Source organism: Fusibacter sp. 3D3, assembly GCF_001748365.1.
Classification (GTDB): domain Bacteria; phylum Bacillota; class Clostridia; order Peptostreptococcales; family Acidaminobacteraceae; genus Fusibacter_A.
Genome location: NZ_BDHH01000015.1, coordinates 101,417 through 127,545 on the forward strand (window position 1 = coordinate 101,417; position 26,129 = coordinate 127,545).

At 37.8% G+C, this 26,129-nt stretch carries 26 protein-coding genes and 1 pseudogene; 24 read left to right on the top strand and 3 right to left on the bottom strand.

The annotated features are described in order from the left end of the window. Nucleotides 1–46 precede the first annotated feature (46 nt). Nucleotides 47–742 carry an FAD-dependent thymidylate synthase gene (thyX, locus tag F3D3_RS16495; RefSeq protein ID WP_069875550.1) on the bottom strand — a complete coding sequence of 232 codons (696 nt, stop codon included), beginning with the start codon at nucleotides 740–742 and terminating at the stop codon, nucleotides 47–49. Beyond that, nucleotides 743–1,957, bottom strand: a complete 1,215-nt coding sequence (locus tag F3D3_RS16500; RefSeq protein ID WP_069875551.1) for a nucleotidyltransferase — start codon at nucleotides 1,955–1,957, stop codon at nucleotides 743–745. Nucleotides 1,958–2,072: 115 nt separating this feature from the next. Here F3D3_RS16500 and F3D3_RS16505 point away from each other — a divergent pair, with 115 nt between their 5' ends. From F3D3_RS16505 to F3D3_RS16620, 24 genes are all read left to right on the top strand, one after another. Then, entirely contained in the window at nucleotides 2,073–3,266 is a 1,194-nt protein-coding gene (locus tag F3D3_RS16505; RefSeq protein WP_069875552.1) for an acetate/propionate family kinase, read from the top strand. Between the two features lie 63 nt (nucleotides 3,267–3,329). Beyond that, nucleotides 3,330–3,827 (top strand): DUF177 domain-containing protein, encoded by a 498-nt coding sequence (locus F3D3_RS16510; protein ID WP_069875553.1) that lies wholly within the window; start codon nucleotides 3,330–3,332, stop codon nucleotides 3,825–3,827. Nucleotides 3,828–3,846: 19 nt separating this feature from the next. Beyond that, entirely contained in the window at nucleotides 3,847–4,023 is a 177-nt protein-coding gene (gene rpmF / locus F3D3_RS16515; protein WP_069875554.1) for a 50S ribosomal protein L32, read from the top strand. Between the two features lie 195 nt (nucleotides 4,024–4,218). Next, entirely contained in the window at nucleotides 4,219–5,241 is a 1,023-nt protein-coding gene (plsX, locus tag F3D3_RS16520; RefSeq protein WP_069875555.1) for a phosphate acyltransferase PlsX, read from the top strand. Between the two features lie 227 nt (nucleotides 5,242–5,468). Continuing rightward, on the top strand, nucleotides 5,469–6,167 hold the full coding sequence (rnc, locus tag F3D3_RS16525; RefSeq protein ID WP_069875556.1) for a ribonuclease III: 699 nt from the start codon (nucleotides 5,469–5,471) through the stop codon (nucleotides 6,165–6,167). Further along, nucleotides 6,157–7,191, top strand: coding sequence for an elongator complex protein 3 (locus tag F3D3_RS16530; protein ID WP_069875557.1), 1,035 nt, complete (start codon nucleotides 6,157–6,159; stop codon nucleotides 7,189–7,191). The genes rnc and F3D3_RS16530 overlap by 11 nt, the downstream gene beginning before the upstream one ends. Before the next feature lie 37 nt (nucleotides 7,192–7,228). Beyond that, the gene (gene smc, locus F3D3_RS16535; RefSeq protein ID WP_175438411.1) at nucleotides 7,229–10,765 is read left to right on the top strand and encodes a chromosome segregation protein SMC; all 3,537 of its coding nucleotides are present in this window, start codon (nucleotides 7,229–7,231) and stop codon (nucleotides 10,763–10,765) included. Between the two features lie 32 nt (nucleotides 10,766–10,797). Continuing rightward, nucleotides 10,798–11,715 (top strand): signal recognition particle-docking protein FtsY, encoded by a 918-nt coding sequence (ftsY, locus tag F3D3_RS16540; RefSeq protein WP_069875559.1) that lies wholly within the window; start codon nucleotides 10,798–10,800, stop codon nucleotides 11,713–11,715. A gap of 70 nt (nucleotides 11,716–11,785) precedes the next feature. Then, nucleotides 11,786–12,127, top strand: coding sequence for a YlxM family DNA-binding protein (gene ylxM, locus F3D3_RS16545; RefSeq protein ID WP_069875560.1), 342 nt, complete (start codon nucleotides 11,786–11,788; stop codon nucleotides 12,125–12,127). Nucleotides 12,128–12,152: 25 nt separating this feature from the next. Continuing rightward, a complete protein-coding gene (gene ffh, locus F3D3_RS16550; protein ID WP_069875561.1) occupies nucleotides 12,153–13,496 on the top strand; it encodes a signal recognition particle protein in 1,344 nt (447 codons plus the stop codon). Between the two features lie 177 nt (nucleotides 13,497–13,673). Continuing rightward, complete coding sequence (rpsP, locus tag F3D3_RS16555; protein ID WP_069875562.1) at nucleotides 13,674–13,928, top strand: 30S ribosomal protein S16; 255 nt, start codon at nucleotides 13,674–13,676, stop codon at nucleotides 13,926–13,928. Between the two features lie 50 nt (nucleotides 13,929–13,978). Continuing rightward, nucleotides 13,979–14,209 carry a KH domain-containing protein gene (locus F3D3_RS16560; RefSeq protein WP_069875563.1) on the top strand — a complete coding sequence of 77 codons (231 nt, stop codon included), beginning with the start codon at nucleotides 13,979–13,981 and terminating at the stop codon, nucleotides 14,207–14,209. A gap of 89 nt (nucleotides 14,210–14,298) precedes the next feature. Then, nucleotides 14,299–14,802, top strand: coding sequence for a ribosome maturation factor RimM (gene rimM / locus F3D3_RS16565; protein WP_069875564.1), 504 nt, complete (start codon nucleotides 14,299–14,301; stop codon nucleotides 14,800–14,802). Beyond that, on the top strand, nucleotides 14,799–15,539 hold the full coding sequence (gene trmD / locus F3D3_RS16570) for a tRNA (guanosine(37)-N1)-methyltransferase TrmD (protein WP_069875565.1): 741 nt from the start codon (nucleotides 14,799–14,801) through the stop codon (nucleotides 15,537–15,539). The genes rimM and trmD overlap by 4 nt, the downstream gene beginning before the upstream one ends. Before the next feature lie 88 nt (nucleotides 15,540–15,627). Beyond that, nucleotides 15,628–15,987, top strand: coding sequence for a 50S ribosomal protein L19 (rplS, locus tag F3D3_RS16575; protein WP_069875566.1), 360 nt, complete (start codon nucleotides 15,628–15,630; stop codon nucleotides 15,985–15,987). 203 nt (nucleotides 15,988–16,190) lie between these two features. Continuing rightward, nucleotides 16,191–17,054 carry a ribosome biogenesis GTPase YlqF gene (ylqF, locus tag F3D3_RS16580; protein ID WP_069875567.1) on the top strand — a complete coding sequence of 288 codons (864 nt, stop codon included), beginning with the start codon at nucleotides 16,191–16,193 and terminating at the stop codon, nucleotides 17,052–17,054. 4 nt (nucleotides 17,055–17,058) lie between these two features. Beyond that, nucleotides 17,059–17,859 carry a ribonuclease HII gene (locus tag F3D3_RS16585; protein ID WP_069875568.1) on the top strand — a complete coding sequence of 267 codons (801 nt, stop codon included), beginning with the start codon at nucleotides 17,059–17,061 and terminating at the stop codon, nucleotides 17,857–17,859. Nucleotides 17,860–17,867: 8 nt separating this feature from the next. Continuing rightward, nucleotides 17,868–19,523, top strand: a complete 1,656-nt coding sequence (locus F3D3_RS16590) for a hypothetical protein (protein WP_069875569.1) — start codon at nucleotides 17,868–17,870, stop codon at nucleotides 19,521–19,523. Between the two features lie 23 nt (nucleotides 19,524–19,546). After that, on the top strand, nucleotides 19,547–19,807 hold the full coding sequence (locus F3D3_RS16595) for an EscU/YscU/HrcU family type III secretion system export apparatus switch protein (RefSeq protein WP_069875570.1): 261 nt from the start codon (nucleotides 19,547–19,549) through the stop codon (nucleotides 19,805–19,807). Between the two features lie 26 nt (nucleotides 19,808–19,833). Then, nucleotides 19,834–20,184: a YraN family protein gene (locus F3D3_RS16600; protein ID WP_069875571.1), complete on the top strand. Its 351-nt coding sequence runs from the start codon at nucleotides 19,834–19,836 to the stop codon at nucleotides 20,182–20,184. Between the two features lie 142 nt (nucleotides 20,185–20,326). Then, a complete protein-coding gene (locus F3D3_RS16605) occupies nucleotides 20,327–21,823 on the top strand; it encodes a YifB family Mg chelatase-like AAA ATPase (protein WP_069875572.1) in 1,497 nt (498 codons plus the stop codon). Nucleotides 21,824–21,834: 11 nt separating this feature from the next. After that, nucleotides 21,835–22,932 (top strand): DNA-processing protein DprA, encoded by a 1,098-nt coding sequence (gene dprA / locus F3D3_RS16610; RefSeq protein WP_069875573.1) that lies wholly within the window; start codon nucleotides 21,835–21,837, stop codon nucleotides 22,930–22,932. An 88-nt stretch (nucleotides 22,933–23,020) separates the two neighbouring features. Further along, nucleotides 23,021–25,081, top strand: a complete 2,061-nt coding sequence (topA, locus tag F3D3_RS16615; protein ID WP_069875574.1) for a type I DNA topoisomerase — start codon at nucleotides 23,021–23,023, stop codon at nucleotides 25,079–25,081. Between the two features lie 10 nt (nucleotides 25,082–25,091). Then, a complete protein-coding gene (locus F3D3_RS16620) occupies nucleotides 25,092–25,682 on the top strand; it encodes a hypothetical protein (RefSeq protein ID WP_069875575.1) in 591 nt (196 codons plus the stop codon). A 149-nt stretch (nucleotides 25,683–25,831) separates the two neighbouring features. Here the strand turns inward: F3D3_RS16620 and F3D3_RS23455 are convergent. Then, nucleotides 25,832–26,129 (bottom strand): annotated as a pseudogene (locus F3D3_RS23455) (hypothetical protein); the annotation flags it as partial.

Sequence of the window (26,129 nt, forward strand, 5' to 3'; positions counted from 1 at the left end):
AATAAAAACGCGCTATCCAATGATTTACTGGATAGCGCGTTTTGAACTATTTTGTATTTTCGAGTAAAGCTTCAATTGCAATTGGAAACTTGTCCAATGCATAGCCTTTAACCGCTTCCGCATATGCTCTGATCTCGAATTGCGCGTGAGCGTCGGTTCTTTGGTTTAGGAAATGTGCCACCCCTTGGAGGCTTGCAGTCCAATACCATCTTACCATTAGGCCATAAGCACTGGGAATAAAGAGTCTAGCTTGTTCAGTAGCGATGCCATTTTCAATAGCCCAGTCATAATTTTTCATGCCTTCCTCAATTTGACTTAACAATTTTTGAGAAGCTTCTTTGCCGATGAGCATGCCGAGATTATTGCCGCTGCCTTGTTTCATATTTTCAGGTTTACTGCGCCATGCAGTTTCTTCTGGAATGTAAAATTCAATGGCTTCTGTCACATATCTTCTGCTGGATTCGTTCCATGCGGCAAAAGGATCTTGATGTGAAGAACCAATAATGTATTTCCACCATTGACGCGCCACCATTAGAGGCGCATAGATTTCAAATTGCATAGTGGCGTGCCTAAACGGACTCGTATGATCATTTTTGGCAAGATAGCGAATCAGTTTCTGATCTTCATCACGTAGTGTTTCGGTTGCTTTGTTAAAACTAACACGTGCAGAGTTGACGACACTTAAGTCACTTCCCATTGTGTCTACTAAAATAACATAACCTTTGTCTAAGACTTTTTTCATTTAGGGCCTCCTCATAATGAGTGCATTTGTGAGATCTTTTGCACCTTGTCTAAGCTTTAAATTTTCGTAACCCAGTGCGTAGATATCAGTGGCGAGACAGTCCATAGTCAACAGCGGATTGTCTTTAAGCGTATTTGAAATGTGATTTAAATTGGTAATTAGATTGAGATCCGAATTGGATTTGATTAATTTTAAGATTTTCTGACCCGTCTGGTCGAATCCGAGAACTCTTAAGTAATTTAAATGTGCTGCACCTGAAAAATCTTTTGTGATATTGAGAAGGATATTGTTAAGCATTCTCGAAAGTTTTGTGGTGGTATAGCGTTTAGATTTTAAACCATATATCAATTCATCGTAAGTTCTGGCTTTCAGGGAGAGCGTTTTGAGTTTATATTCGAGTCCCTCTGTGACTTCTCTGAACTTTGAGAGTTCTGTTGTGGAAGCGCTTCTCAGTTTATAGAGCAAAATATCTTGAAAATCTTCAATTGAAAGCGGGGTGGGCTTGGCTTGGCTGATAAAATCACTGCATGGTTTAGGCAACAAACCGTCAAAAGAGAAGGTTTCTCTATTTTTATGAGCCTTGAAGTAGGCATTTCTAATCGCTGTTGCACTTGAAAAATCAGTGCTGAGTTCTTCATCGTTATACCCTGAACCGACCCGTTTAATCAGGTGCGGAAGTATTGGGCTGTCCAGTATTTTAAGCGCTTTGAAATATTCTAGGGCAAGAATGCTATTTGAGGTGTTGGGCATATGGTCTATGTTTAAGCTTTTTTTTAATGCAATTTCACGTGCATTTGGAAATGAAAGTCCTTGAGAAAGCGCGTTATTTAATGCAAGTTTAAAAGATTCGGGTTCGTTTGCAAGAAGACTTGCAATTTGGTCGAATGCATATTTATCCATATTTTCGGATCCGAAGCACAAATGGCTTACACTATTTGTATCGTTCAAGAGTTTTATTGCACCATAAGCAAACTGTTCAGCACTTGCGGTAGCGAAAAAAACGGGCAGCTCTATGATGAGGTTCACGCCAGCGGCAAGTGCCAACTCTGTACGGGTCCACTTATCCCAAAAGGCAGGGTGACCCCTTTGAACGAAGTTCCCGCTCATGATGGCAATTATGCCATCTGCATCTGTTTCTTGTACTGATTTTTGTAATTGATACAAGTGCCCGTTGTGAAAAGGATTGTACTCTGCGATTATGGCAATTATTTTCATCAATATCCTCCATTAGGGTTGAAAATTAGATTAATTACATTATAATATAAATGAATGACCAAAATCACTAAGATTTAAAAAAGAATCTTTATATATCAAAGGGAGGCAATTTATAATGAATGTATTAGTCATTAACTGCGGAAGTTCGTCTTTAAAGTATCAATTGTTTGACATGAAAGATGAAAGTGTTCTTGCAAAAGGTCTTGTAGAGAGAATTGGTATCGAAGGTGCGAAATTGACGCATGAAGGTCCTACGGGCAATAAAGAAAAAATTGAAGTGCCTATGAAAGATCATAAAGAAGCATTAGGGCATGTACTAGATGCGATTACGCATGCTGAATATGGTGCTATCAAATCACTTGATGAAATCAATGCGATTGGTCACAGAGTTGTTCATGCAGGCGAAAAATTCAGTGGTTCTGTTATCATTACAGATGCTGTTATGGCAGCGCTTGAAGAATGTATTGAGCTTGCACCACTTCATAATCCTCCAAATATCATGGGGGTTAGCGCTATGCAAGAATTGCTTCCTGGCGTTCCTAATGTAGGCGTTTTTGATACTGCCTTCCATCAAACGATGCCTAAGAGTTCATATGTTTATGCCTTGCCTTATGAGTACTATGAAAGAGATCATGTGAGAAGATATGGTTTTCACGGTACAAGTCACAAATACGTATCTCAAAGAACTGCAGAAATCCTTGGCAAATCTATTGAAGATACAAAAATTATCACTTGCCATCTTGGAAATGGTGCGTCTCTTGCGGCGATCGATGGTGGAAAATCAGTGGATACTTCAATGGGATTTACACCACTTGAAGGCCTTGTAATGGGCACTCGATGTGGCGATATTGATCCTCAAATTGTAACCTATATCATGGGTAAAGAAAATCTTACTTTGGATGATATGAATAATATTATGAATAAAAAATCTGGTGTTTTAGGTATTTCTGGGGTATCAAGTGACTTTAGAGATATCGAAGATGCCGCTAAAGCAGGAAATGAAAGAGCAATTTTAGCACTTGATGTCTACCATATCAATGTCAGAAAATACATTGCAGCATATGCAGCTGTATTAGGTGGCGTTGATGCAATCGTATTTACTGCAGGTTTAGGTGAAAACGGCATTGAGAGTCGTGAAGCAATTTGCCAAAACCTTGAGTTTATGGGCGCTGTTCTGGATTCTGCTAAAAATAAAGTAAGAGGTAAAGAAGCGACAATTAGTACAGATGATTCAAAAGTTAAGATCATGGTGGTCCCTACAAATGAAGAGTTGATGATCGCTAGAGATACTTTAGAATTAGTTAAGTAGTTTTACTTGACAAACCTCTTCGTAATAATTATAATATTAATGTTGCATTAAAGAGGTGATAGTATGAACCTTGATTTATCCAAGGTAATAAACGGACTCAAATCAGTCGCTGATTTTCAGTTTGATTTGACATTGACAGATGAGTTTTTAAAGGAAATCAATGCCATTGAGGCTTCGAAGTTTTCTATGACGGGTGACGTCAAAACAATTGAGAAGAGATTGATGCTTACCTTCGATTATAAGGGTATAATTTCATTTGAGTGTCATAGATGTTTAGCTGAAGTCAAATTGAACCTCTCAAGTTGTGTGACACGAGCGTTAGTGGAACAATTTTCTGAAGACGAGGATGATCGATTCGCCGTTATAGAAAGTGGTGCTATTGACTTGATCCCAATTTTAGAGGAAGATATATTGTTGAATTTACCGCCGCAGATTCTTTGTGATAAAGGTTGTAATGGGATTTGTCCCAAGTGTGGAACTGATCTGAACACTGGAAACTGTACGTGTAATGACGAAAAAATTGATCCAAGACTAGAAGCACTAAAGAATTTATTCACTTAGATTAAGGAGGTGTTAAGATATGGCAGTACCTAAGCGTAAGATATCTAAAGCAAGAAGAGACAAGCGTAGAGCGAGTAACATTAAAATGACTGCTCCAAACATTGTGGAATGTCCAAAATGTAAAGCGGCTAACGTACCACATAGAGAATGTGCAGAATGTGGATATTATCACGGAAGAGATGCGAAACAAGCTTAATCTTTCAACTGAGCAATAGGATTATCCTATTGCTTTTTTAAATTAATGTAGCGAAGACAGTGTTTTCACGAAGTGAAAATCACGGTGAGCGAAGTGGTTTTGACCGCAGGTCAAAAAATATCCATGTTTTTAAGCAGCGAAGACAGTGCTTTCACGAAGTGAAACATAGAAGTAATTCGTTAAACGAGGTGACATATGAAAATCGGATTTGACGCTATGGGTGGAGACCATGCACCTACAGAAACCGTAAAAGGTGCTGTTGATGCTTTGTCTTTAATCCAAGGGGAGATCGTTCTTTTTGGCGATGAACTGAAGATCAATAAAGAACTTCAGCAGTATAAATATGATAAAGAACGCATTTCAGTTGTAGGCACAACAGAAGTGATTGAAAATGATGACAAACCTGTGAAAGCGATTAAAACAAAGAGTGATTCTTCTATGGTTGTCGGCATGAAAGCACTTAGAAAAGGTGAAGTTGATGCCTTTGTTTCTGCTGGAAACACAGGCGCTTTACTTGCGGGAAGCCTGCTGAAAGTTGGGAGAATAAAGGGGATCAGTAGACCTGCGCTCTGCACCATCTATCCGACGATGTCTGGTGCTTCTGTCTTAGTCGATGCGGGTGCAAATGCAGAGTGTAAATCTAGAAATCTAGTTGAATTTGCTTATATGGGGAGTTTGTATGCGGAGCGTGTAATCGGGATCCAAAACCCTAAAGTCGCTCTGGTTAATATTGGCGCAGAAGAGACGAAAGGCACGCCTTTATACATTGAGACACATCAGATGCTCAAAGAAACGGATTTGAACTTCGTCGGCAATGTCGAAGGGAGAGATGTGCCTTCTGGTATGGTAGATGTTATTGTAGCAGATGGATTCACTGGTAATATTATACTCAAACTGACAGAAGGCGTCGCACTTTCCATTGTAAAAGAGCTGAAAAATCAGATCATGAAAAATACGATTGGTAAAATTGGTGGCTTACTCTTAAAGGGCAATTTAGGTGCTTTTAAAAAACAACTGGACTATACTGAATATGGAGGGGCGCCACTTTTGGGTGTTAATGGACTCGTCGTTAAAGCGCATGGCTCATCCAATGCGAAAGCTTTTATGAATGCTATAAAATATGCCTACATTGGCGTTGAATCCAATCTGGTTGCAGAAATAACAGAAAAGATTAAGACGATGCCAGCATTTGAAACGTCTGTGGAAATTGAAAGTTAGAATTGTGAATGCGAATGAGTTGAAATATGCAGAGGACGCGGGTTTGAAAAGGCCAGCGTCTTTTAATTTTAATATATTAGTTTCGCTACACATATTGAACTTTGTGGTTTAAAATTATAAAATGATTGGAGGCATGTAATACTAAAAGGTTATTTAAATATATTATCACCATATGAGCAGACTTTGTCATAGTATATTTAAATGCCCTTTCGAGGAAAGGTGAGACGATGGCAAGCATAAAAGATTTAGAAAAACAGATTAGATATGAGTTTAAGGATATTGCTTATTTAAGAAGAGCAATAACGCATTCTTCTTATGCGAATGAAAACAAAAAAGAACGCATTAAAAACAATGAAAGACTTGAGTTTTTAGGAGATTCAGTATTGGGACTTGTGATTAGTGAGTATCTGTACAGTCATTTCCCCAATTTAGCGGAAGGTCAGCTTACTAAAGTAAGAGCGCGCATTGTGTGTGAGGCTTCCCTTGGTGAAGCGGCAAGATTACTGGAAATTGGAACATTCATGATGTTTGGTAGAGGTGAAGAACTCACCGGCGGTAGGGAGCGGACCTCGATATTATCAGATGCCTTTGAGGCTCTTGTTGCAGCGCTCTATTTAGATGGTGGCGTAGATGTGGTTAGAACTTTTGTTCTTGAACATATGGAACCCATTATTTCAGAAGCTGTACAGGGTAAAATGTTTGTGGATTACAAGACGAGATTACAAGAAGTTATTCAGATCAAAAAAGGCAATCGTATCAAATATGAAATCTTTAAAGAAGAGGGCCCGGACCACTCTAAATTATTTTACACACACGTTAAATTAAACGATCAGATCATCGGTGTTGGCAATGGTCGTAGTAAAAAGGAATCGGAACAGGAAGCAGCAAAAGAGGGTTTAAAAAAGTTGGCAAGTGATGCGTCATAAACATGCCATCATCCCTATCTTTGTATCTCATATGGGGTGCCCAAATGATTGTGTTTTTTGTAATCAAAGGCAGATTACAGGTGTAGAGGTTGCGCCTACCGATTTGGGCATTGCAAATCAAATTGAGTGCTATTTGGAAACTATAAAAGCAGATGTTATTGAAATCGCTTTTTTTGGCGGGAGTTTTACGGGAATTGAACCCCAGATTCAAGAGGCGTATTTAAAGATTGCATATCGGTATAAAGAAAATGGTCGTGTTCACAGAATTAGACTGTCGACGCGACCTGATTATATAAACGCTGAAATTTTGAGTCGTCTGAAAAAGTATGGTGTTACAACAATAGAGCTTGGCGTTCAATCTTTTGACGAAAGTGTTCTCCTCGTCAGTAAAAGAGGTCATAACACGGAGGCGATCTATAAAGCGGTAACTTTGATCAAGGACTATGGATTTGAACTTGGAATTCAATTGATGTATGGTCTTCCAAGAGACGATTTTGAAAAGTTCTTTTTTTCTGTTGAAGAGAGCATTCGGCTTAAAGCAGATTGTATAAGACTTTACCCAGTTCTGGTGATAAAAAATACAGAACTTGAACAGCTCTATTTGACCCAGCATTATAAACCAGCGACTCTAGAAGATACGATCATAGCCATGGCAATGGCTGTGAAGCGGTATGAAGCAGCTCAAATCAAGGTCATAAGATTGGGACTTCAAAGGACAGATCTTATTGATGAGGGCAGGGAAGTGGTGGCAGGACCATTCCATCCTGCATTAAAGGAATTGGTATATGACCAGCTTTTTTTTGAAGCGCTGAAATCACATTGGATAAAAGAACAAGAGGCAGTTGACGTTCAAGCACTTGAGATACAAGTGAACCCTAAACAAGTGACACATATCTTGGGGCATGCTAAACGCAATTTAAAGCGGTGTGAAAGTTTAAAAAAAGTGGTGATTATTCAGTCAGATCAAATTGAATTGAATACTTTTAAGTTAAATGAGCGTCAAATAATATCCATAATGAAGTAATGGTTGGGGTGAAATTGTGTATTTAAAACGTATTGAAATGAGGGGATTTAAATCCTTTGCAGAGAAAACAATTGTCGAGTTTAAAGAAGGCGTAACCTGTGTTGTAGGGCCAAACGGCAGTGGTAAGAGCAATATCACAGATGCTGTGCGTTGGGTCCTTGGAGAACAACGGATCAAAACGCTGCGTGGTTCGAAAATGGAAGATGTCATTTTTAATGGCACAAAACATCGGAAATCATTAGGACTCGCTGAAGTGAAACTCATATTTGATAATAGTGATTACTTTTTTTCGCTTGAATATAGTGAAATCTCAGTGACTAGGCGCGTACATCGTTCCGGAGAGAGTGAATATCAAATCAATGGGATGCCTTGTCGCCTTAAGGATATCAAAGAGCTTTTTATGGATACTGGCATTGGCAGAGAAGGCTACTCAATCATTGGACAAGGGCGTATTGATGAGATTTTGAGTAGTAATAAAGATGAACGCAGAATGTTGTTTGAAGAAGCTGCTGGCATCATCAAGTACAAATCGAGAAAAGAAGAAGCTGAGCGTAAGCTCAAAGCAACGCATGAAAACTTGGTTAGAATTCAAGATATTCTATCTGAAATTGAAGATCGCGTGGAGCCTTTAAAACTGGAAAGCGAGCGTGCAACAAGGTTTCTTGAAGTCACAGAAACTCTAAAAAATATAGAACTCAATTATTTTGCAGATCGTTACGGAGATTGTGAAAAAATTTTAATAGAGACGATCAATGATATTAGAGGCAACACGGATAAATTACAGGCAAATGATATGAATACGGATGCCATCAAAGAAGCCTATAATCAAAAAGATCAAGCACTCTACAGACTTAACCGTGAAATGCGTTTAAACGAAGAGACTTTCCATAATTTACAAAATCAAAAAAGTCGAACACTTGGCGAAAAAGAGTTGATCGAAGAGAAAATCAACAATACGGATTCTAATATCAAACGCATTGACGATGAACTCAAAGAGATTGACAATGCGTTTGAAACGATACAATCCCAAATTGACATTATTCAAAGTGAAAAACTTTTGATCCTTCAAGAATTAGAGTCTTTTGATGCGCAAGTTGAGCAGTTAAATGAGGCACTGGAAATTGAAATGGGCTCTCTTGGCAATATCAAAACTTCTAACGAGCATGAACGTCAAGAGGTGATTGGATGTCTCAATGATATTGAAATCAAAAAAAATGAAAATGAGAACTTAAATCGGTTTAAGCGTTCACTTCTTGAAAAAATAGACTTTGCTAACGAGGAAATAGAAAGATTGAGCGCTCAGAAGATTGAAGCAGACGTTTTTCATGCGGATTATGATCAGCAATTGGAGGCTTTAAAGCTAAATCAGCAAACGCTAAATCATCAACTTGCCGAAAATCTTAAGGCTATTCAGACTTTTAGAGAACAGTCTCAATCTAAGCGAAAACAATTTGAACAAGTGAGCAAGAAAGTTTCAGATGCTTTAGCGGAGAAAAAGGTCTTGGATACGCTTGAGAGAGAATATGATGGCTATGACAAAGGCGTTAAGGACATTTTGTTGAATTTACCAGATAAGTCAGGGATTCATGGCATTGTTGCAACGCTTATCGATGTTCCTAAAAAATATGAGACCGCTATTGAGGTTTCACTTGGAAAGTCTGTGCAGCATATTGTGTGCGATCACGTTACGGATGCCAAACGTTCTATAGATTATCTTAGAAAGCATAATTTAGGGCGTGTTACTTTCTTACCGCTTGATAATCTGGGGGATAAAGGGGAACAAAACGAAGTCCTTAAATTGGCTAAAAAAGAGAAGGGATTCATTGGCGTCGCAAGTGATTTGCTCGGTTATGATGAAAAATATAAAGTGCTTGTGGAATATTTGCTCGGCAGAATCATGATTGTTGATACTTTTGAAACCGCAAGTGATATGATTAAAATCAAAAATATAAAGTATAAAGTGGTTACGTTAAATGGGGATGTTCTAATTCCTTCTGGAACCATTACAGGAGGGAGCTTTAAATCAAGAATTTCTAATATTTTGGGTAGGAAGAGACGCATTGGTGAACTTGAAACTTTGATTCTGGATGGCGAAAGTGAACAGATCAAATTGGAACGAGAACTGGATGCACTTGAAGGGCTAATTCAAGATTTAGAGGAGAAGTTAAAAACAAATCGTCAAGAAATTGATCAGTTGAAAATGTCCCATATTAAACTTGAAAATGCTAAAGAAAATCAACAGGGCGTGATTCAGTCTCTTTCTGAAACCCTTCTGAAACTTCAAAGAGATTTGAATGTTTTAAAGAACGAATTTGAAGAAACGGAAGCTGTGATTGTGCAGAATGAAATTAAGATTAAATCTGCCACCACACGCGTAGGCGCGTTGGAAGCGAAGCTGTCGGGTGTCATTGAAACACTCAGTGATCTTGAACATAAAATTGAGGCGTTAAATGAGCAAATCACAACATTGAAAATAAAGCGCATTTCCACAGAGCAGTTGGTGGAATTCAAAGATCGAGAATTGGCTAGAGCTAGCGATGACCTGAAGACAATCCAGCAGAAAAAAATTGCGCGTCAGGAAAATCTCGTGAGCCAACAGACACATAAAGAAGTGTTTTATGCGCAAGTGGATGATATTCAAAAGAATATTGAGATGATAAGCAATGAAATTGAATCGCTTGCTCAAGCGATTGAATCTAAAAATAAACAGAAATACAAACTCTCTGGTGAAGTTAAAGAGCATCAATCGCAAATTTCAGCCATTATTGAATTGTCCAACAACATAAAAGAAGAGACGCATAAACTCGAAGTCAAAAAGGCAAAACTTGAAGTTGAAAAAGAGACCATTATAACAGAACTTTGGGATAAATATGAAATAACAATTGGTGAAGCCATGATGGCAGAGGTTGTTCCAGCGCAAAAGGGTGAAATGAAACTGCTGAAGCAAGAGCTTAAGTTGATTGGTATTGTGAATGTCAATGCAATTAAAGAGTATGAAGAGGTGGCAGAACGCTATACGTTTTTAACAGATCAAAGTAAAGATCTTATTGAGAGTATTGAAAACCTAGATAAGATTATACTGGATTTAGAGAAGCGCATGATTATCCTTTTCAAGGAACACTTTGAAATAATCAATGAACACTTTAAGGGGACTTTTAAAGACCTTTTTAGCGGTGGCGATGCGGAACTCGTTTTATCGGATTATGATGATATTTTAAATTGTGATATTGACATCATCGCGCAACCTCCGGGTAAAAAACTTCAAAGCATAAATCTTTTGTCTGGTGGAGAAAAGGCGCTTACAGCTATTGCGTTACTCTTTGCGATTTTAAAAACCAAGCCGACGCCATTTTGTATTTTGGATGAGATTGAGGCGGCACTTGATGATGTCAATGTCTACAGATTTGCTGATTTTATCAAAGTGTATGCAGTGCATTCTCAATTTGTGGTCATTACACATCGAAAAGGCACAATGGAGGTTGCGGATACGCTCTATGGCGTGACAATGGAAGAATACGGTATATCTAAAGTGCTCAGTGTGAAACTTGAAGATGTTGAAGGCAAATACAATTAAAAAGATTGAAATGAGAATTTATAGGAGGCAATATGGCATTATCTTTTTTTTCTAAATTGAAAGAGGGTTTAGACAAAACGAGAAAAGGCATCACAGATAAGATTGATGATCTTTTCAATAATTATGGAGAAATTGATGACGAGTTGTTCGATGAGCTAGAGGAAATTTTGATCATGGCAGATGTTGGCATGAGCACATCTATGAAGCTCATAGAAAGGCTAAGAGCAGAGCTTAAAGTCAGAAAAATCAAAGATTCAAGTGAAATTAAAGTCGTTTTCAAAGATGTTGTGGAAATGATTTTAAATGAGAATAACAATGTGCCCTTTTCAGTAGGGGATGAACCGACGATTATCATGGTGATCGGTGTCAATGGCGTAGGGAAGACCACTTCTATAGGGAAGATTGCGCATGCGCTTAAATCAGAGGGTAAGAAAGTCCTTATCGCAGCTGGTGACACATTTAGAGCGGCTGCGATAGACCAGTTGATGATCTGGGGCGATCGAGTGGGCGTCGGTGTAATTCATCAATCCGAAGGTTCTGACCCCGCAGCTGTTATATTTGATGCTGTACAGGCAGCTAAAGCACGGCAAGTAGATGTTTTGATCTGCGATACAGCGGGTAGACTTCACAACAAAGTCAATTTGATGAATGAACTCTCCAAAGTCTTTAGAGTGATTGAGAGAGAGTACCCAGAAGCGAAAAAAGAAGTGCTTCTTGTGCTCGATGCAACCACTGGACAAAATGCCATTCAACAAGCAAAAGTGTTTAATGAAGCCGCAGAAATATCTGGAATCGTTTTAACCAAACTCGATGGAACTGCTAAAGGTGGGGTTGTTCTTGCCATTAATGCTGAACTGAATATCCCTGTAAAACTCATCGGCGTAGGAGAAGGCATTGAGGATTTGCAAAGATTTGATGCACATGATTTCGTAGAGGCGCTATTAAATTAAAATATTTTTGATTGTAAAGTAAAAATGCTTGACACTCATCTGTATTTGTTTTATAATTTGTGAGGTAGCAATGTTTGAGAAGAAGCTTCGTCTAGTAGATTTGTATGATTTTTATGGCAAAATGTTAACGGATAAGCAAAATGAGACCATGGATCTTTATTGTAATATGGATTTGTCTCTAGGAGAAATTTCTGAGAATCTTTCGATCAGTAGGCAAGCGGTGCATGATACCATAAAAAGAACAGATAAGGCTCTGGAGAAATTAGAAGCTCAACTGGGTCTTTATGAGCGATTTGTATCCAGACAAAATGATTTTAACGAGATCTTGAAACTTGTTGAGGCTTTTAAAGAAGATCACAATGAGAAACATATCGATCAAATAGCACGAATTGCAACAAAGCAGGTGGAATAGGTGTGAGCACTTATAGGAGGGCGCATTGGTATTTGAAAGTTTAGCAGATAGATTGCAAAATGCCTTTAGTAACTTACGTGGCAAAGGCAAGCTGAATGAAAAAGATGTAAAAGAAGCCATGAGAGAAGTTAAGCTGGCGCTCCTTGAAGCTGACGTTAACTATAAGGTTGTAAAAGACTTCGTTGCAACAGTTACCGAAAGAGCCATTGGTGAATCCGTTTTACAAAGTTTGACACCAGGACAACAAGTCATTAAGATTGTCAATGAAGAATTGACGAATTTAATGGGAAAAACGCAAAGTAAAATTGAGTTTTCATCAAAGCCGCCAACGATTCTCATGATGGCGGGGTTACAAGGTGCTGGTAAGACAACAACTTGTGGCAAATTAGGACATTTACTTAAAAAAGCAGGCAAGAGACCTTTGCTTGTGGCTTGTGATATATATAGACCTGCTGCGATAAAACAGTTGCAAGTGGTTGGCGAAAAATTAGATTTGCCCGTATTTTCAATGGGCGATAAAGTAAGTCCTGTTGATATTGCAAAAGCAGGTGTTGAACATGCTAAAAAATATAACAACGATGTTGTGATTCTAGATACAGCGGGTAGACTTCATATTGATGAAGCGCTTATGGGAGAGCTCATTGATGTCAAAGCAACGGTTGAACCCACAGAAATTTTACTGGTGTTAGACGCAATGACTGGTCAAGATGCCGTAAATGTTGCAGAACATTTCAATGCACAACTTGAAATCAACGGGGTTATTTTAACGAAACTCGATGGTGATACAAGAGGCGGTGCCGCACTTTCGGTACGCTCAGTGACTGGAAAACCCATTAAATTTGTGGGCATGGGAGAAAAACTTACAGATTTAGAAGAGTTTTATCCGGATAGAATGGCCAGTAGAATCTTGGGCATGGGTGATATGCTATCACTGATTGAAAAAGCTCAAGAAAATTTTGATGAAGCAAAGGCCAAGAAACTTGAAAGCAAAATGAAAAATATGACTTTTGATCTTGAGGATTTTTTAGATCAATTGGAACAGCTTCAAAACATGGGTCCTTTAAGTGATATTTTAGGCATGCTTCCTGGGATGAATAATAAGGCGATGAAGGGCCTTGAAGTAGATGATAAAGACCTGATCAGAACAAAGGCAATTATTCAATCTATGACCCCTCTAGAAAGACAAAATCCGGATATCATCAATGCAAGTCGAAAAAAGCGAATTGCGAAGGGCTGTGGCATGGAAGTCTTTGAAGTCAACAAGCTTTTAAAGCAGTTTGAGCAATCTAAGAAGATGATGAAACAGTTTGGACAGATGGAAAAGAAAATGAAAAAAGGTGGTGGGGGCTTTAAGTTCCCGTTCATGTAAAATTATTTTAAATCATTGTCCGTCAAAACTTTGTTTTGTCTGACCCGTTCTCGTCTAATCGCTTAGAGCAGGCTGAACACTCCTGCCTCTAAGCTGGACGAAAACTAATGATTTTAATGCGCTAAATAAGCATGCTGAATGCTTCATTTATAAGAAATCAATGAGGAGGTGAAATACATGGCAGTTAAAATTAGATTGACAAGAATGGGCTCTAAAAAGAAACCTTTCTATAGAGTTGTTGTCGCTGATTCAAGAGCACCAAGAGATGGTAAATTCATCGAGCAAATAGGATACTTTAATCCGTTAGTTGCAGAAGGTGAGCAAGTTAAACTTGATGTTGAAAAAGCAAACAAATGGTTAGGCACTGGTGCTCAACCTACTGATACAGTAAAAGCACTTTTCAAAAAACACGGAGTTTATGACGCTAAGTAATTTGAATTTTGAAGAGTCCTTAATCTGAGAAGGTTAGAAGAGGTGATTAAATGGGCGAATTAGTAAAAGTTATTGCAACTTCACTAGTTGATAATCCAGAAAGCGTAGAAGTTAGAGAAATTGAAGGATCACAGTCTATTATAATCGAATTAAAAGTTGCGGCAGATGACATGGGTAAAGTGATTGGCAAGCAAGGTAGAATTGCTAAAGCGATCAGAACTGTGGTAAAAGCAGCAGCTACAAAAGAGAATAAACGCGTGGTTGTTGAGATCATTCAATAATTTATACGTAAAGCTATTTCAACGTGATCTCACTAGAAATAGCTTTAATTTTTTGCCAAATAATGATTATATTAAATGCGGAGGCACATATGAAGGCGACGTTCAATATGGGTAAAATTGTGAACTCACACGGGATAAAAGGTGAAGTTAGAATTTATCCCTATACAGATGATTTAAATAAATTTGAAGAATTTGATTACTTACTCATTGAAGGTGAAGGTGAAAAGAAATTTGAGGTGGAATCTTCAAGAGTTCACAAAAATATGGTCCTTCTAAAGTTTAAAGCATTTAATGATATCAATGAGATCACGCGCTTTAAAGAAAAGAATATCTATATTTATAGAGAAGATGCAAAGGATGATGGTGAAGGTCACTATATCGTAGACCTCATTGGGTGTGCAATCCTCGATGAGCAGCGCACAGAAGTGGGGATCCTAGAAGATGTGCTTCAAAATACGGCACAGGACCTTTATGTGATTAAGCAACCCAATGGAAACCGTTTTTATCTGCCTGTGGTAGATGATTTTGTGAAGCGTGTTGATCTTGATAAACGCGAGATTATTGTTCATATAATAGAAGGACTGATAGAATGAAATTTCGAATATTGACCTTATTTCCAGAAATGTTTGATGCGGTCACGGGTACGAGCATACTTGGAAGAGCGCTTTCAAATCAGCATATTGAAGTGTCATGCGATGACATAAGGTCCTTTTCAAAAGATAAACACCACAAGGTCGATGACGCGCCCTTCGGTGGTGGTGCAGGTATGGTGATGAAAGTGGAACCGCTCAGAGATGCGCTTAATTCAAAACCGAAGATGCCCAATAGCAGTGTGATCTATCTGACGCCTAAAGGTCAAACTTTAACACATGAAAAAGTGGTCTCTCTGGCAAAATATGATGAATTAATACTGGTTTGTGGCCATTATGAAGGTGTGGACCAAAGGTTCATCGACCGATATGTGGATGAAGAGATTTCCATAGGGGATTATGTGCTCACTGGAGGCGAACTTGCAGCTATGGTGATCATAGATAGTGTTAGTCGTATGGTGAACGGGGTATTAAACAATGAAGGCTCAGCCGAAGAAGAGAGCTTCTCAAATGGTCTTTTGGAATATCCACATTACACAAGGCCACAATCCGTTGATGGGGATGAAGTGCCGAGTGTACTCCTTTCGGGAAACCATGCTGAAATCGAGAAATGGCGTTATAGAGAATCTGTAAAATTAACAGCTGAAAGAAGACCGGAACTTTTAACAGATGCCCAAAAGCAAGCGTTAAAAGACAATTTTATTAAGAAGAAAAAAAGAGTTGAAAAAAGACGGTTATAGTGGTATAATACATCTTGTTATGTATATCGGACGGTCCTCTGTAAGATCATGCTTTTAAGAACGTCTAGAGAGAAAGGGAGAAATAAAAATGAATCAGAATATTCTTAGAACACTTGGAAACGAGCAATTAAAAGAAAACATCACGCCTTTTAACGTAGGAGATACTGTAAAAGTTCACTTGCGTGTCGTTGAAGGTAAGAGAGAAAGAATCCAAATTTTCGAAGGCATTGTTATGAAAAGACAAGGCGGCGGCATTGCGGAAACTTTCACAGTAAGAAAAATTTCTTATGGCTGTGGTGTTGAAAAAACTTTACCATTACATTCACCTAAGATTGAAAAAATCGAAGTTGTAAGAGAAGGTAGAGTAAGAAGAGCTAGACTTAACTACTTAAGAGATAGAGTGGGTAAATCTGCTAAAGTTAAAGAGAAAAAAGTGCGTAGAGCGTAGTAAATGAGAAGAAATCCACCTGATGGGTTTCTTTTTTCAATTGCAACTGGATAGAGCGTTCGTGCGAAACTGGTTTTTGACACTCTAACTCTATATGATATAATAGTATTGATGTGATTTTTATTGCTGAAAAAAACGATGGTTAAAGTGCCAAAAGTTGAAAGTTGAGCAACGCTTTAAAATGGACTACGAAAGGAATATTAATGAGTATAAATTGGTACCCAGGGCACATGAAAAAAACAAAAGATTTGATTCAAAATAATCTTAAGCTTATAGATGTTGCAATTGAATTGATGGATGCTAGAATCCCAATTAGCAGTAGAAATCCGCAATTTGATGCGCTTTTAAAAAATAAAAAACGCGTCATCGCACTGAATAAAGCGGATTTAGCAGATCCACAGAAGACAAGACTTTGGATTGAATACTTTGCAAAGCATGGGATTAAAGCGATTCCTATCGATTCCCTTAACGGACAAGGTGTGACCCAACTTGTTAACGAAATAAAAATCGAGTGTAAACCCCAAGTGGATAAAGCCTTAAATCAAGGGAGACTGGTAAGACCTATTCGCGTGATGATCATCGGGATCCCCAATGTGGGCAAGTCATCGCTTATCAATAAATTGGCGGGAAAAAGTGCCGCGGCTACAGGCAATAAGCCAGGTGTCACCAGAGGGAAGCAATGGATTCGGATCAATAAAGAAATTGAATTGTTCGATACACCAGGCATTTTGTGGCCTAAGATCGAAGAAGATATGCAAGGCATTAAACTTGCGTGTTCAGGTGCTATTAAAGATCAAATTTTAAACATTGAAGATATTGCGTTTCACCTCATTCAAATGCTTATGAAACAATATCCAGAACTGCTTAGATTACGTTATAAATTTGAAGATGAAATTGAGCCTGTGGCAATTATGGAATTTATAGGCCGCAAAAGAGGCTGTCTGCTTAAAAAAAATGAAATTGATTATGAAAAAGTAGCGAAAATAGTACTTGATGAATTTAGAAAAGGCACAATTGGTCAGATTTCACTTGAAGTGCCAGGTGATACGATCGGTAGTGGCGTGTAATCTTATGGAAAAAATTTTTTTTGAAGTGCTCAGTTCTGAAAAATCGATAAAAGAGATCAAAGCATCTGTTGCTGAATGCGGGTTTGATGAATACGACGCCATTATAGCGTATTTGAGTTCAGACGCGCGTAAAGCTGTTCAAACGCTGTGCTCACAACTCGTCAAACGTAAAAAAGTGCATGAACAAGAGTGTGAAAGAATGTTAATGATGTACCGTTACGAAAACGAATTGAAGCGAAAAGGTTTTAAGTGGATTGCGGGAATAGATGAAGTGGGCAGAGGGCCACTCATTGGTCCTGTGGTTGCTGCAGCGGTTATTTTAGATGATGAGACCGATTATTTTGGCATCGATGATTCTAAAAAACTCACGGCTGAAAAGAGAGCCCAATTTCACGCCAAGATCATTCAAAATGCAGTTGGCTATGGGATTGGAATGGCTTCACATGATGAAATTGATGAAATCAATATCTTAAATGCCACCAAACTCGCTATGAAGAGAGCTGTTGAGGCTTTAAAAAAGTCTGTGGCACCAGAATATTTGCTAATCGATGCCTTAAAACTTGACGATATACCCATTAAGCAATTAAATATCATTAAGGGTGATGAGAAAAGTGCTTCTATAGCAGCGGCTTCTATTGTTGCTAAAGTCACAAGAGATGCATTAATGCAGACGATTCATGAGGCGTATCCTCACTATGGCTTTAACACAAACATGGGATATGGCACGGATTTACATTATGACGGTATAAGAAAATACGGTGTGACCCCCTTTCATAGAAAGAGCTTTTTAAAGAACTTTAAGTGAGGTCGATTATGAGAATAACTCAAAATCAAGTGATCCAAAACTCAAAATCTGTAGAATCTACAAGGTCTGAACAGGGTAAAGTTCTTATTGGAAAAACGCTTGAAGGCGTTGTTTCAGCAATAAATGGGAATAGAATAACACTTTTACAAAACGGACAACTGTTAAATCTCATCAACGATTCTTCGGCGACTTTTGAGACCAATCAAAAAGTACAATTATTGATTACGGGTTCTAATGAAGGGACTTTGACTGCAGTGCCAATGAACACGCTTGTGCAGGAAGATTTATCAGGACAAGCTCTGGAAAAATTTGGGGTTTTATCGGACTCAGTGAATCGCGAAATTGCTGAAGCAATGATAAAATTTGATGTACCTTTAACAAAAGAAAATTTCAACACAATGAAGCAGAATTTAACTGCTGCAACTGCATTTACAAATGATCTTCAAATGTCGCCTGATAAAGCGGCATTAATTGACGTTGGCAAAACGTTAAAGGAAAATGTGCTCAACTTCATTAAATTTGAAAACACGATATCGATGAATGAGAAGCCCATTGTAGGCTCTACAAACAACGAAATGCCGATCTTGAGCTCTGATCAGAAAAGCCTTATCCCAGAGCAGAACGCTCATAAAAGCACTTTAGAACTTACGCCTCGTGAAGTAAGTCTTGGAACGCAAATTAATTTGACGGATCAAGTAACAGATCAGGAGCGTGTATCAACGTTGCCTGTATCGAGCGCCTTAACAGATAAAACGCCGTCGAATAGTGCGCTGCAAAATATGAGCAATGAAGCAATTCAAACGCGCCAAGAAAATCAGGTTCCAAAAGAAGCTCAAGTTCCAAAAGAAACTCAAGGTGTCGATGCTTCTAAGGCGCAGGAAGTTATAGTGAAAGCACTTATGAAAGACCTCGTCAACGTGCTTGGAGATAAACCTGTAGAGACCTTTAGTGAAGTGGCGAACAAACTGGTCGATCTTTTTGATTTGGAAGAAAACGCCGCTTTCACAAAGCATAATTTGGAATTTAATCTTACGAATCTGTTTGTTATGAATCAGTTGAAATTCACAGAAAAAAGTGTTGGCAATAGTTTTTTTGAACTTTTAAAGCGCATTGAAAATTCAAAGCTAAGCGAAAACGAACTTTTGAGTTTACAGGCTATTTTGCAAGAAGATATAAATGAAGTCGAAAAATTGAATAAAGTTGCAAATTTTCTTAAAAGCATTTCTGAAAATGCAGAAGCTAAAGAAAAAATTGATAAAGAAGTCTTGTTTATCAAAGATGCAAGTCAGATGACGAAACAACTCAATGAACCTCTGTTTTATATGCAGGTGCCCTTTAAATTGGAAGATTACGAGCGCCCAGTCGATATATATTATAGAAGAAAAAAGGCAAGTGATGACAAAGACGAATTTACAATCTTAGTGGCTTTAAAAACCAAAAATTATCAAGAAGTAAAATGTGTGATTGAAAAAAGAAAAGAACATTTTATACTCAACTTTAAACTGGCAAATGATGAAATCAAAACGGTGTTTGAAAGTAAATCAAAATCATTGGAACAGCAATTATCGGAGAAATCCATAACCTTAAAGTTTTCAATTCAGCAGGCAGAAGAACCCTCTATTTTTGAAACGCCAAAACAAGGTTCCATTGATATTAAAGTATGAGCATATGATGAAAGGAATAAAAGATGACCAATAAAATGGCAACGGCGTTAAAATTTAATCCTGAAAAGGATGCTGCACCACAAATGATTGCAAAAGGACTGGGGTTGATTGCAGATAATATCATTTCTAAAGCAAAAGAAAGTGATATTCCGATTTATGAAGATGCGCAATTGACAAGGCAACTTTATCAATTGGAGATTGGGGACCAAATTCCGTATGAAATGTACGAAGTTGTTGCAGAAGTTTTAGTGTTTATAAGCACTGTAGATCATTCTAAAAAATAATAGGGCAATAATAGGGGGCCTAGTTAATGAATAAAAGGCTTGTAGGGAATAAGGGGGAAGCAATTGCAATAAAATGGCTCTTGGAGCATCAGTTTGAGATGATCACTCAAAACTATTATACCCCATATGGTGAAATTGATATTATCGCAAAAAAAGAAGCCGTTTTTTACTTCGTTGAAGTCAAATACAGACGCAATTTGAATTATGGAAGTGCGAGGGAGGCTTTAACGCGCCAAAAAATAAGTCATCTCAAAAAATCTGTACTTCACTACATAACTTCTCAAAGTGTTTACTTAGACTATAAAGTAAGTTTTATAGGCATTTACGATATGAATGGCAGACTTGATATCGAATGGCTGGAAAATATATTTGAATAAAGCAGGCCGTTTATAAAATATAGGATTCTACCGGAATTGAAACGCAAATTTGCGTTATTTTTTTGCATTTTAAAGGAAAAAGATGTAAAATAAGATATTATAAGGTATAATGAGATGCGGTGATTAAAAAGGGAGGAAAAGCATGGTAAGTAAGATAATGACGAGTGTGCTGTTTGGTATTGAGGGCATTCCAATTGAAATTGAGACTTTTATCAGTAGAGGCCTACCACAATACAATATAGTGGGGCTTCCCAATCAAGTCATTCGAGAATCAAAAGAACGTGTAAGATCCGCCATTAAAAACAGTGGTTTTAAATTTCCGAATGATCGCATAACTCAAAATATGTCTCCAGCGAATATAAAAAAAGAAGGTGCTCATTTAGATTTAGCGATTGCGATGGGAATTTTAGTGGCACATGAAGCATTAGAAATAGAAAATTACGCTTTTTTAGGTGAATTATCTCTTGAAGGGTATCTGAAACCAGTAAAAGGGACTTTAAGCCTAATTGAAGGTCTAAAACAAAGTGGTTATCACAGAATCGTTTGTCCTACAGAGAACTATGAAGAAGCAAGGCATATTGAAGGGGTGGCGCTATATCCCTATGCGCACTTGAAAACACTCTATCAAGATATTCAATCAGGTTGTCTTAAAGAAAAAACAGTGCTTAAGAAACAAACCCTAGATGAGGTACATTACGGCATTGACTTTGAAGATGTCGTCGGGCAAGAAATGGCGCTAAGGGCAGTTCAAATAGCCGCGGCTGGTTTTTTTAATGTGTTGATGGTTGGGCCTCCGGGATGTGGCAAGACACTTATAGCAGAACGTATAATGACCATTCTGCCTAAACTCAATTTAATTCAACAGATTGAATTGACTAAAATTTATAGCCTGTCAGATGAAGCCAAAACTTTTGAATTAAAAAAGCTCAGACCCGTTAGGTCGCCGCATCACTCTATAACACGCCCGGCTTTAGTGGGTGGTGGGAGCAAATTGGAACCTGGAGAGGTTTCAAAAGCGCATCATGGGATCTTGATCTTAGATGAACTTCCAGAATTTAGAAAAGAAGTCATAGAGGCGTTGAGAGAACCCATGACAAATGGCAAGATTCAAATATCGAGAAATCAAAAATTTGCAGAGTTTCCGGCCACTTTTATGCTGGTAGCGACAATGAATCCTTGTCAGTGCGGTTTTCACTTATCGAGCAATCAACAGTGTCAGTGCAATATATACGATATAAAACGATATCTGGGCAAGTTATCGGGTCCAATACTCGATCGATTTGACATGCATTTATATCTAGATCGTGTTTCTATTGACTCAAAGATCAGGAAATCATCAAAAGTGTTGAAAGCAGAAATAGAAAAAGCATTTAAATTTCAAGAAGATAGAAATCAGTTTAAGCCTAATGCATTGCTGACTAAAAAGGAAATTGAACAATACTGCAATCTATCGGAGGAGGCTCAGCGTAAACTGATTCAATACTATAAAACGGGCAAGATTTCCATGAGACAATATGATAAATTGCTAAAAATAGGGAGGACCATAGCCGATTTAGAAACTTCAGAGCTCATTGAACTTAAACATTTGCACGAGGCGCTTATGTATCAAGATTCTGAAAGATTAAAAAGATCATTATAAAAGGAGTTAAGATGGATCAATATTTATTCAATTATATGTGTTTAAACCATTATATTACATTTAATAAAGCGACAAAGAGGGCGTTAAAATCTTATTTTAAAGAAATCCAAAATATCAACTGGAATTTTGTGGATCAAAATCGAGCTTACTTTGGTATTGATAACGTCATTAGACTGCCTGTGGGCAATGATTATACGATTATGAAAGCACAAGTAAATCAGTTTTACAGAAAGATGAACCAGATGGACACAACTTATGTAACGCCACACGATTGGTGTTATCCAAATCGATTTAGAATGTTTGAACCCTTATCTGAACTCTTATTTTGTAAAGGAGATCGGAATTTACTCAACGAGACAAAGACAGTGGCGGTGGTGGGGACGAGAACCCCCTCTGTTTATGGGAAAAAAGTGGCGTACGCATTAGGACGCTTCCTTGGTGAAAGAGAGATCAATGTGATCAGCGGGATGGCGCTCGGGATAGACGGTATTGTTCACGAAGGCGTTCTCAGTGTGGGTGGGAAGACAACTGCAGTATTGGCATCGGGTGTCAATAGGCCCTATCCTGCGAGGCATAAAAATATCTATAATCAAATCATGGATACTGGTGGGCTTATCATTTCTGAAAATAGGCTGGATGAAATGCCTATGAAACATCATTTTCCCATGAGAAATAGGTTGATAAGTGGTCTGGCAGATGTGGTGATTATTGTGGAAGCTTCTGAAAAAAGTGGTTCCTTAATTACGGCAAGATATGGACTAGATCAAGGGCGCTTCTTGTTTGCAGTTCCAGGCAATATCGATCACAGAAATGCAGCCGGTACAAATCAGTTGATTTATGATGGCGCGGTGCCCTTATTAAAATTTGAAGATATTTTGACCAGTATGAACTGGCAAACAGAAAAAAAGTTTACAAATTTAGAAAAGTGCGAATTATCAGAAAATTGCAGACGCATTTATGAATTATTAGTAGATCGAGAAACATTGAAAATTGGCGAACTACAGCATCTTTTAAAGCTAGATATGGGCACAGTCAATAGCGCCGTTATGGAATTAATTTTAGCAGAATGTTGCGAATATGTAAGCATAGATGAGATACAAATTAAGTAGAAAAGACTTGACAAGATAGGTAAATATATATAAATTTATTAAGTACAGTTTAGAACCATACTATAAATACAATTTGGAGTGTTGATATATGTCCTATAATTTAGTAATAGTTGAATCCCCTGCTAAAGCAAAAACCATTGAAAAGTTCTTGGGAAAGAATTTTAAGGTCGTTGCTTCTATTGGTCATGTTCGTGACTTGCCAAAGAGCAAAATGGGAGTAGACATCGAAGATAATTTTGATCCGAAATACATCAATATTAGAGGTAAAGGAGATCTCATTAAATCTCTTAAAACAGCAGCGAAAAAAGCGGATAGAGTTTATCTTGCAACTGACCCCGATAGAGAAGGCGAAGCAATTGCTTGGCATCTTGCGTATATCTTGGGAATTCCTGAAGAAGAGGCATGTAGAGTCACTTTTCATGAAATAACAAAGGACGCTGTTAAAAGTGCTGTAAAAAATCCAAGAACAGTGGATGTTAAACTCGTGGATGCTCAACAAGCAAGACGTGTATTAGATCGACTCGTGGGCTATTCTATCAGTCCAATACTCTGGAGAAAAGTTAAAAAAGGCTTAAGTGCTGGCAGAGTACAATCTGTTGCTACAAAATTAATTTGTGACAGAGAACGAGAAATTTTAGCATTTATTCCAAAAGAATTTTGGAAAATAGAACTCCATACGACGAAAGCGAATAAAGATCTGATTATTCTTGATTTTCACGGCGATGCGTCTGGAAAGATTGAACTGGAAACTGAAAATCAAGTGGACCAAATTATTGAATCCATGAAGGCGCAGCCTTGTGTGATTCAATCTGTAGAAACAAAGAAAAAGTATAGACATCCAGCGGCGCCTTTTATCACAAGTTCACTTCAACAAGAAGCGTCTAATAGATTTGGATTTACAACAAAGAAGACGATGATGCTCGCTCAGCAACTCTATGAGGGGATCAGCATTAAAGGTAAGGGCACAATTGGTTTAATAACCTATATGCGTACGGATAGCGTCAGAATATCTGAGGTTGCAAAAGAGAGTTGCAGAGCTTATATTTCAGATGCGTTTGGTGAGGCTTATCTAGGCAGTGAAGACAAGAAAACAAAAGTTTCAAAATCAGCTCAAGATGCGCATGAGGCCATTAGACCCACTTATGTGGAATTGTCTCCTGAAGAAATAGAACTTTCTCTTTCAAAGGATCAATATAGATTATATGATCTGATCTGGTCTCGATTTGTTGCAGCTCAAATGGCAAGTGCTGAATTTGAAGGGCTTTCAATTGAAGCTAATGTTGGGGCATACATTTTTAAGACGACTGGAAGCAAACTTCTGTTTGAAGGGTTTTTAAAAGTATACACCTTTAGCAAACAAAATGACAAATTATTACCAGAGTTAAGTGTTCGTGAAACACTCAACGTGAAATCGTTTGATAAAACGCAACATTTTACACAGCCCTCTGCAAGATTTACAGAAGCTTCTCTTGTTAAAGAAATGGAAGAAAAAGGTATTGGAAGACCGAGTACTTACGCGCCTACGATATCAACCATCTTGAGTAGAGGTTATGTGGAAAAAGAAAAGAAAAATTTGAAACCTACAGAATTGGGCTTTATTATTGATGAAATCATGGGCGAATATTTTTCTACCATTGTAGATGTGACCTTCACAGCGAATATGGAGCAGCGTTTCGATGGTGTTGAAGAAGGACAAGAAGAGTGGAAGCAAGTTATTAAGGACTTCTATGGTGATTTCGATTCACTTTTGAAAAATGCAGATGAAGCAATCGAAAAGGTGGATTTGACAGAAGAAACAGATATTCCATGCGACAAATGTGGCAACATGATGCTCATAAGACATGGGAGATATGGCAAGTTTTTAGCTTGTTCTAATTATCCCGAATGTAATAATACAAAACCGATATTAAAACTCATCGGGATAAAATGTCCTGAATGTGAGACCGGCGATATAATAGAAAGAAAAACCAAGAAATTAAAAACTTTTTATGGCTGTTCTGAATTTCCTAATTGTCATTTTGTTTCTTGGGATCAACCTGTAGACAAAAAATGTCCTAAATGTGGTGATATTCTCGTCCATAAAAAATCAAAAAAGCAAGATTTTATAAAATGTCATAACGCAAATTGCGATTATAAAGAAGAAAATTAAGGAGGAAAAAATGCTTAACAGTAATATTTTAAACAAAATGAGGCGACTCAATGGCATTTTGCAGACATCAGGCGCATCACATTTATCTTTTCAAGATCTTTGTCACACAATGATGAATATACTGGATTCAAATGTTTATGTAGTAAGCAAAAAAGGCAAAATATTAGGCGTGAGTCTTTTTGATGATGAGGACAGTGCGGTAATAGACTCGGATATTGGAGAAAAATTTTTCAGCCCAGCGGATCATGAGGCGCTGATGAAAATCAACGAATCCATGTTTAATGTCACGGAAGATCAACTTGTGGGTATTTTTAAAGATGATATAAATAGTTTTTCTAAATTTGTAACGATCGTTCCAATTATTGGAAACGCGCAAAGATTGGGAACGTTTATCATAGCGAGAAGAGAAGAAAGTTATTTGGAAGAAGATTTGATACTTGCAGAATATGCGGCGACTATCATTGGGCTTGAAATTATACGTGCTAAAAGTGATGAACATGAAGAAGGTGCTCGTAAAAAGGCGGTTGTTCAAATGGCGATTAGCACTTTATCCTATTCGGAATTTGAAGCTATTGTCAATATCTTTGACGAATTAAAATAGCCTCTCGGAATAAAAACTAGATTTCCAAAAGAAAAGGGATAAATTAACTGGAAATCAGTCGAGATATCTGTCTATCAAGTTATAAAATGTATTCTTATAAAAAAATGCGCACGACAAAAAGACCTATTCTACTTTCAAAAAGATAAGAATTAGGCGAAGATAAGTTCATTGAGATTAAAGCTCTTCTTCAAGTGGGAATGCCAAGCATCGATGTGTTGACACATCATAATGCCATAAAGGCGAATAGAATGCATTTTAGTAGAGCGATGTCTACCGGATTCTAAGTGATAAGCAACGATTTCGCGCTTATTAAACCGTTCAACAGAAGTACGCCTTTTGTAAATGTGATTCCAGGTATCGGAGTCTCTAGGTGTTTTAGTGAATAGCCTCAAGTCATCTTTGGGATACGTGTGAAAAGTACGCCCATAGGCAGCATCAGAGCAGGGA

What these genes read in the sequence shown, in the direction of transcription:
- rplS (WP_069875566.1), top strand. Translation starts at nt 15,628, where the DNA reads ATGAATCAGAATATTCTTAGAACACTTGGAAACGAGCAATTAAAAGAA.
- trmD (WP_069875565.1), top strand. Translation starts at nt 14,799, where the DNA reads ATGAAATTTCGAATATTGACCTTATTTCCAGAAATGTTTGATGCGGTC.
- smc (WP_175438411.1), top strand. Translation starts at nt 7,229, where the DNA reads ATGAGGGGATTTAAATCCTTTGCAGAGAAAACAATTGTCGAGTTTAAA.
- F3D3_RS16595 (WP_069875570.1), top strand. Translation starts at nt 19,547, where the DNA reads ATGACCAATAAAATGGCAACGGCGTTAAAATTTAATCCTGAAAAGGAT.
- rpsP (WP_069875562.1), top strand. Translation starts at nt 13,674, where the DNA reads ATGGCAGTTAAAATTAGATTGACAAGAATGGGCTCTAAAAAGAAACCT.
- F3D3_RS16585 (WP_069875568.1), top strand. Translation starts at nt 17,059, where the DNA reads ATGGAAAAAATTTTTTTTGAAGTGCTCAGTTCTGAAAAATCGATAAAA.
- rimM (WP_069875564.1), top strand. Translation starts at nt 14,299, where the DNA reads ATGAAGGCGACGTTCAATATGGGTAAAATTGTGAACTCACACGGGATA.
- topA (WP_069875574.1), top strand. Translation starts at nt 23,021, where the DNA reads ATGTCCTATAATTTAGTAATAGTTGAATCCCCTGCTAAAGCAAAAACC.
- F3D3_RS16530 (WP_069875557.1), top strand. Translation starts at nt 6,157, where the DNA reads ATGCGTCATAAACATGCCATCATCCCTATCTTTGTATCTCATATGGGG.
- ylxM (WP_069875560.1), top strand. Translation starts at nt 11,786, where the DNA reads ATGTTTGAGAAGAAGCTTCGTCTAGTAGATTTGTATGATTTTTATGGC.
- plsX (WP_069875555.1), top strand. Translation starts at nt 4,219, where the DNA reads ATGAAAATCGGATTTGACGCTATGGGTGGAGACCATGCACCTACAGAA.
- thyX (WP_069875550.1), bottom strand. Translation starts at nt 742, where the DNA reads ATGAAAAAAGTCTTAGACAAAGGTTATGTTATTTTAGTAGACACAATG.
- F3D3_RS16590 (WP_069875569.1), top strand. Translation starts at nt 17,868, where the DNA reads ATGAGAATAACTCAAAATCAAGTGATCCAAAACTCAAAATCTGTAGAA.
- F3D3_RS16500 (WP_069875551.1), bottom strand. Translation starts at nt 1,957, where the DNA reads ATGAAAATAATTGCCATAATCGCAGAGTACAATCCTTTTCACAACGGG.
- rpmF (WP_069875554.1), top strand. Translation starts at nt 3,847, where the DNA reads ATGGCAGTACCTAAGCGTAAGATATCTAAAGCAAGAAGAGACAAGCGT.
- rnc (WP_069875556.1), top strand. Translation starts at nt 5,469, where the DNA reads ATGGCAAGCATAAAAGATTTAGAAAAACAGATTAGATATGAGTTTAAG.
- dprA (WP_069875573.1), top strand. Translation starts at nt 21,835, where the DNA reads ATGGATCAATATTTATTCAATTATATGTGTTTAAACCATTATATTACA.
- ftsY (WP_069875559.1), top strand. Translation starts at nt 10,798, where the DNA reads ATGGCATTATCTTTTTTTTCTAAATTGAAAGAGGGTTTAGACAAAACG.
- F3D3_RS16505 (WP_069875552.1), top strand. Translation starts at nt 2,073, where the DNA reads ATGAATGTATTAGTCATTAACTGCGGAAGTTCGTCTTTAAAGTATCAA.
- F3D3_RS16560 (WP_069875563.1), top strand. Translation starts at nt 13,979, where the DNA reads ATGGGCGAATTAGTAAAAGTTATTGCAACTTCACTAGTTGATAATCCA.
- ylqF (WP_069875567.1), top strand. Translation starts at nt 16,191, where the DNA reads ATGAGTATAAATTGGTACCCAGGGCACATGAAAAAAACAAAAGATTTG.
- F3D3_RS16620 (WP_069875575.1), top strand. Translation starts at nt 25,092, where the DNA reads ATGCTTAACAGTAATATTTTAAACAAAATGAGGCGACTCAATGGCATT.
- F3D3_RS16510 (WP_069875553.1), top strand. Translation starts at nt 3,330, where the DNA reads ATGAACCTTGATTTATCCAAGGTAATAAACGGACTCAAATCAGTCGCT.
- F3D3_RS16600 (WP_069875571.1), top strand. Translation starts at nt 19,834, where the DNA reads ATGAATAAAAGGCTTGTAGGGAATAAGGGGGAAGCAATTGCAATAAAA.
- F3D3_RS16605 (WP_069875572.1), top strand. Translation starts at nt 20,327, where the DNA reads ATGGTAAGTAAGATAATGACGAGTGTGCTGTTTGGTATTGAGGGCATT.